At 63.8% G+C, this 6,471-nt stretch carries 4 protein-coding genes; 2 read left to right on the top strand and 2 right to left on the bottom strand.

Going from position 1 to position 6,471, the window contains the following annotated elements; translation table 11 throughout:
* Window positions 1-189 precede the first annotated feature (189 nt).
* A complete protein-coding gene (locus APH27_RS12765) occupies window positions 190-1,416 on the bottom strand; it encodes an MFS transporter (RefSeq protein ID WP_060484995.1) in 1,227 nt (408 codons plus the stop codon).
* Between the two features lie 328 nt (window positions 1,417-1,744).
* Here APH27_RS12765 and APH27_RS12760 point away from each other — a divergent pair, with 328 nt between their 5' ends.
* Window positions 1,745-2,008, top strand: a complete 264-nt coding sequence (locus APH27_RS12760) for a DUF2790 domain-containing protein (RefSeq protein WP_027919285.1) — start codon at window positions 1,745-1,747, stop codon at window positions 2,006-2,008.
* Between the two features lie 176 nt (window positions 2,009-2,184).
* On the opposite strand, the gene APH27_RS12755 is transcribed toward APH27_RS12760, so the two are convergent.
* The gene (locus APH27_RS12755) at window positions 2,185-4,038 is read right to left on the bottom strand and encodes an ABC transporter ATP-binding protein (RefSeq protein ID WP_060484994.1); all 1,854 of its coding nucleotides are present in this window, start codon (window positions 4,036-4,038) and stop codon (window positions 2,185-2,187) included.
* A 583-nt stretch (window positions 4,039-4,621) separates the two neighbouring features.
* On the opposite strand from APH27_RS12755, the gene APH27_RS12750 reads away from it, so the two are divergent.
* Window positions 4,622-6,463, top strand: coding sequence for a potassium transporter Kup (locus APH27_RS12750; RefSeq protein ID WP_060484993.1), 1,842 nt, complete (start codon window positions 4,622-4,624; stop codon window positions 6,461-6,463).
* Window positions 6,464-6,471: the final 8 nt, after the last annotated feature.

Raw genomic sequence — 6,471 nt, 5'->3', positions numbered from 1 at the left:
AGATCGCGCAAGGTCTGAAAAAATGAGCAGGTCTATCGCTTTCGCAATGGCAGCTACGGGTGAAGTGCAATCGTCTTGCTACTGGCAGTTCAGCCGTGGGCACTTCGTGGCCACCACTTTCCAGATATGTATGAGGTCAGAAGAGGGCGCGCGCGACGCCCCTGACTTTCACCCGTGTACCCTTACCCGTCAGCCAGCTTGCGCCGCCAGGCTGTTGCTGACGTTGCGCCCCAGCACCAGTACCGTGACAAAACCGCAACCCACCAGGGCAGTGGCCAGGCTCAGCAGCACCGAGCTGCCCAGCTGGTCGACGATGCGCCCGCCAAAGAACGAGCCTAGCGCGATGATGACCTGGAACATCGCCACGAACAGCGGCATGCCGCGCTCCACATCCTTGGGCGCCACCACGAACATCCAGATGCTGGAGCAGGCCGGGAACGCGCCAAAAGCGAAGCCCCACAGCGCGATCAGCATTGCCGCGCCAGTCAGGCCGGTGGCGAAATAGGGGAACAGGGCGGTGCTGACACCGATCATCACCGCCACCAGCATCAGCGTGTGGCGCACGCTCTGGTTCGCGGCGTAACCGGCGAACAGGTTGCCGACCACCCCGGCCACGCCGTAGAGCAGCAACAGCGAGCCAATGGTCTGCCCATCGAAGCCGGAACTCTGCTTGAAGAACGGCGCGACATAGGTATACGCGGCAAAGTGCGCCAGGCCGATCAGCAGGACGGCGATCAGGCCAACCCGGGCTTGCGGGTTGATGAACAGCGCCGGCAGGTCACGGATGTGAATGGCTTTGTCCGGGTTGAGCCGCGGTAGCAAGAACAGCTGCGCCAACAGTACCGGCACGCCGAGCAGTGCGGTGGCCAGGAAGGTCATGCGCCAGCCCATAAGGCCGCTCAGCCAGGTACCCACGGGCACGCCCAGCACCGTCGCCAGGGTCACACCGGCCATGATGATCGACGTGGCCCGGGCCACGCTCACACCCTTGGGTGCCAGGCGGCCGCTAAGGGCGATGGCGGTGGCCCAGAAACCGCCGATGCTGATGCCCAGCAGCACGCGGCCGAACAGCAGCAGGCTGAAGTCGCTGGCGTAGGCCACCACCGAGTTGGCGATGATCATGACCAGCGTCAGGCCGATCAGCAAAAAGCGCCGGTCCATGGCACCGATACCCACCGACAGCAGCGGCGCGGCGAGGGCAGCCATGATGCCGGGCAGGGTCACCATCAACCCGGCATGGCCCGCGCTGATGCCCAGGTCACTGGCGACATCGTTGAGCACGCCCACCGGCAAAAATTCGCTGGTGACCAGGGCGAAGGCGCCCACCGCGACCGAAAGAATCGCCAGCCATTGCTGTCTGACGCTTTGTTGATCATGTTCGGGAAGGCCATGGGAGGCCTGACTGACGCTTGGCATGTTCCTGATTCCAAGGTGATGTCGCCTGTTGCAGGCGAGGGGGAGGGAAAATTGAAGGCGATTATAAAAGCCAGCACGGGCGAGTCGACAGGCGAGCCGCTCGATAGTAATCATCAGTGTGATCGATGGAACGCGCCGGGTAGAGCGCCCGCTGAAGGCGGCGCGAGTTTGTATCACAGCGTATCGAGCGGCGCTGCGGATACGTTGTGATTTGATACGGCAGGGATCGTGACACAAGCCAGGTACGTTGCGGGCTTTAAATGGGCTCCATCGAAGCGAAGCAGTAACGCCTCGGTTCAAAACCCATTGAAGCCCGGAGAGCATCACCATGAACCGCAAAGCCGTCTACGCCGCCTGCCTGTTTGCCGCCTTGAACGTCTGCACCCTGGCCGCCCGTGCCGAAGCCGCCGACAATGTCCGCAACTACACCTATGGCACCCAGCTGGACATCAAGAAAGTGCTGTCGACCAGCCAGGATGCAACGCCGACCTGCGCAGTGGTCAATGCCCGGCTTACCTACCTCGACTCGCACGAGCAGACCCAGGTGCTGAACTACCGCACCCTCGGTGACCACTGCATCGGTGAAAACTGAAAAACGGCCACCCATCCCGCCTGACCAGAGAGGAGCATGGTCATGAACTGGTAAGACAGATTACCTGAATGCCTCACCCGGGGCCCCCTGCACACTTGCAGTGGGCCCCGACAGCTATGCTGCAATGCGCACCAGCTCGGCGACCGGACATGCCTGTCATGGCGGTGGCGTGAGGGCTATTCCAGCGCCTCGGCCACCCCCTGATCCTCACCCAGGAAGCCGCCGCTCTGGTGCTGCCAGAGCCGCGCATAGGTACCGTTCTTCGCCAGCAGTTCGCTGTGGGTACCTTGCTCGATAATGCGCCCCTCATCCATCACGATCAGCCGGTCCATGGCGGCGATGGTGGAGAGCCGGTGGGCGATGGCGATTACCGTCTTGCCCTGCATCATCTCGTCGAGGCTCTCCTGGATGGCCACCTCCACCTCCGAATCCAGCGCACTGGTGGCCTCGTCCAGCAGCAGGATCGGGGCGTTCTTGAGCATCACCCGGGCGATGGCGATACGTTGCCGCTGGCCGCCCGAAAGCTTGATACCGCGCTCGCCCACCAGGGTGTCGTAACCGCTATGGCCATCACGGTCGCTGAGCTGGCGGATGAAGCCGTCGGCCTGGGCGTTGGCCGCGGCGCGCTGGATTTGCGCCTCGCTCGCCTCGGGGCGGCCGTAGGCGATGTTGTCGCGGATCGAGCGGTGCAGCAGCGAGGTGTCCTGGGTGACCATGCCGATGGCGCTGCGCAAGCTGTCCTGGGTGACGTGGGCGATGTTCTGCCCATCGATGCGGATTTCGCCACGGTCCACGTCATAGAAACGCAGCAACAGGTTGATCAGCGTCGACTTGCCCGCACCGGAGCGGCCCACCAGGCCGACCTTTTCGCCAGGGCGGATATTCAGGCTCAGGCCATCGAGCACCTGGCGCTCGCCGTTGTAGTTGAAACTGACGTTGTCGAAGGTCACGGCACCGCCGCGGGTTTCCAGCACGCCGGCATTCGGCGCGTCCTGCACCTTGGGCCCGCGGGTGAGGGTGGCCATGCCGTCCTGCACGGTGCCGATGTTTTCGAACAGCGAGGTCATCTGCCACATGATCCAGTGCGACATGCCGTTGATGCGCAGGGCCATGGCCGTGATCGCGGCCACCGCACCGGTACCGACCTGGCCCTGGTGCCACAGCCACAGGGCGTAGCCGCCAGCACCGAAAATCAGCCCGACCACCAGTGCCTGGTTGACGATCTCGAACTGGCTTACCAGGCGCATCTGGCGAAAGCCGGTCTGCTTGAAGTCTTCCATCGCCGCACGGGCGAAGTGCGCCTCGCGTCTGGAGTGTGAAAACAGCTTCACGGTGGTGATGTTGGTGTAGGCGTCGGAAACCCGCCCGGTCATCGACGAGCGCGCATGCGCCTGTTCCTGGCCGACCTTGCCCAGGCGCGGCACGAAATACAGCATGGCCAGGCCGAACAACGCGAGCCAGGCAATAAACGGCAGCATCAGCCTGGCGGCGAAACCGCCGGCCAGGGCGATGATGGCGATGAAGTACACGCCGATGCCCGGGACGATCTCGATCACTGTGAACAGCACTTCACGCACAGCCAGTGCAGTCTGCATCACCTTGGTAGTGACCCGGCCGGAAAACTCGTCGGAAAAGAACGACAGGCTCTGGCGCAGCATCAGCCGGTGGAAGTCCCAGCGCAGGCGCAGCGGCAGGTTGATTGCCAGCACCTGGTGCTGCATCAGCGTGCGCAGGCCAACCAGCACGATGCTGGCGACCAGCAGCAGGCCCACGCCCCACAAAACGCGGCTTTCTTCGGCGCTCACACCACCGCCGGCCTGCCAGTTGGAGAGCAGGTCCACCACTTGGCCGAGGAAGGAAAACAGCCACGCTTCGTAGATCGACACCCCGGCGCTGAACAGTGCCAGCGCCAGGATGTAGCCGCGGGCGCCGCGGGTGCAGGCCCACAGAAAACGCAGCAGGCCGACTGGGGGCGGTGGTACTTCGTCGGGCGGGAAGGGGTCGAGCCAGCGTTCGAAGGCACGGAACATGGGGGTCTCCGGGGTTTACTCGTCAGCAACAACCATACAGGTTGTCGTGGGATTGCGTGAAGGCCACCGGGTGCCTGCCGGGGGATTTGCAGCGCCTGTGAGATCGAGCGCCGCCCGCGCGGCGCATCGCGGATGAATCCGCTCCTACATTTGTTTCGGGCCAGTCACTCCTGTGAAGCCAACAGGGACCGCCTTGTTGGTATGGCGATACATCTCTGTGGGCATTGACGCTGCCCCATCTGTCTCCCGTCATGCACCGAGGCGGACAGCGCTAACCTCACAGGAATAATTGGCCCGAAACAAATGTAGGAGCGGATTCATCCGCGATGCGCCGCGCGGGCGGCGCTCGATCTCATAGGCGCTGCACCTCCCAAGGCAAACACCCCGAAGCCCAAACGCCCCAACACAATCCCCTGTTTTTTTACGGTCTTTTTACGACAGCCCTGACGCGCTGCAAGGATACTGACCGCGCGATGCTCAGGGATGGCATGCATTTCCAACCGCCAGTCCAGAGAAGCCTTTCGTGAGCCAGTCCGCCGTCGCAGCAAACCCACCCCAACCCAGTAAATCCACCGCTGTCGGCATGCTCGTTGCCGCTGTCGGCGTGGTCTATGGCGACATCGGCACCAGCCCGTTGTACACCCTCAAGGAAGTGTTCGCCGGGCACTACGGCGTCCAGGCCAACAGCGCCGGTGTGCTTGGCGTGCTGTCGCTGGTGTTCTGGTCACTGCTGTGGGTGGTGTCGCTCAAGTACGTGCTGTTCATCCTGCGCGCCGACAACCAGGGCGAGGGCGGCATCATGGCCCTGACGGCGCTGGCGCACCGCGCGGCAGCACCTTACAAGCGGTTGGGCAGGGTGCTGGTGCTGCTCGGCCTGTTCGGCGCTGCGCTGTTTTATGGCGACAGCATGATCACCCCGGCCATCTCGGTGTTGTCGGCGGTGGAGGGCTTGCAACTGGCCTTCGACGGCATTGAACACTGGGTCGTGCCGCTGGCGGTGGTGGTGCTGGTGGCGCTGTTCCTGATCCAGAAGCACGGCACTGCGCGCATCGGCATTCTGTTCGGGCCGATCATGGTGCTGTGGTTCGTGGTGCTCGGCGCGCTGGGTGTGCACGGCATCGTCCAGCACCCGGAGGTGCTGCAGGCACTGAGCCCGGTGTGGGCGGTGACGTTCTTCATCCTGCACCCGGGCATGGGCGTGGCCATTCTCGGCGCCGTGGTATTGGCGCTGACCGGTGCCGAAGCGCTGTACGCCGACATGGGCCACTTCGGCCGCAAACCCATTGCCCGGGCCTGGTTTCTGCTGGTGCTGCCGGGGTTGGTGCTGAACTACTTCGGCCAGGGCGCGTTGATCCTTGGTAACCCGGAGGCGGTGCGCAACCCGTTCTACCTGCTGGCGCCGGATTGGGCCTTGCTGCCCATGGTCGCGCTGGCCACGCTGGCCACCATCATCGCCTCCCAGGCGGTGATTTCCGGGGCGTTCTCCATGACCCGCCAGGCCATCCAGCTGGGCTATGTGCCACGCATGTTCATCCAGCACACCTCTAGCGAGGAGCAGGGGCAGATCTACGTCGGCATGGTCAACTGGGCGCTGATGGTCGGCGTGGTGCTGCTGGTGGTCGGCTTCGAGTCGTCCGGGGCACTGGCGGCGGCCTATGGCGTGGCGGTGACCGGCACCATGCTGATCACCACGCTGCTGGCTTCGGCGGTGGTGCTGTTGCTGTGGAAGGCGCCACGCTGGCTGGCGGTGCCGATGTTGCTGGCGTTCCTGCTGGTGGACAGCCTGTTCTTTGCCGCCAACGCCCCGAAAATTCTCCAGGGCGGTGCCTTCCCGGTGATTGCCGGGGTGGCGTTGTTCGTGTTGATGACCACCTGGAAGCGCGGGCGCAAGATCATCGTCGAACGGCTGGACGAACATTCACTGCCGCTGGACCTGTTCATCGCCAGCCTGCAGGCGCAGCCGCCGCATCGCGTCAGCGGCACGGCCGTGTTTCTCTCTGCGCGCCCTGAGGCGGTGCCCCACGCGTTGCTGCACAACCTGCTGCATAACCAGGTGCTGCATGAGCAGGTGGTGCTGCTCACGGTGGTGTTCGAGGACGAGCCGCGGGTCACCGCCGGCAAGCGCTTCGAAGTCGAGGCCTTCGGCGCCGGGTTCTACCGTGTGAGCCTGCACTTCGGCTTCATGGAGGAGCCCAACGTGCCGCTGGCACTGAGCCGTTACCCCCATGCCGACCTTGAGTTCGGCCCGATGCGCACCACCTACTTCCTCAGCCGCGAGACGGTGATTGCCGGTAAACAGAAAGGCATGGCCCGCTGGCGCGAGCACCTGTTCGCCTTCCTGCTGAAAAACGCCAACAGCAACCTCAAGTACTTCCAGTTGCCGTTGAACCGGGTGATCGAACTGGGTACCCAGGTCGAAATGTGATCGCTGCG

This window comes from Pseudomonas sp. NBRC 111123, from assembly GCF_001320205.1.
Classification (GTDB): Bacteria; Pseudomonadota; Gammaproteobacteria; order Pseudomonadales; family Pseudomonadaceae; genus Aquipseudomonas; species Aquipseudomonas putida_J.
Note: the sequence above shows the minus strand (reverse complement) of the source record. Positions and strands in the feature narration are given on the sequence as shown.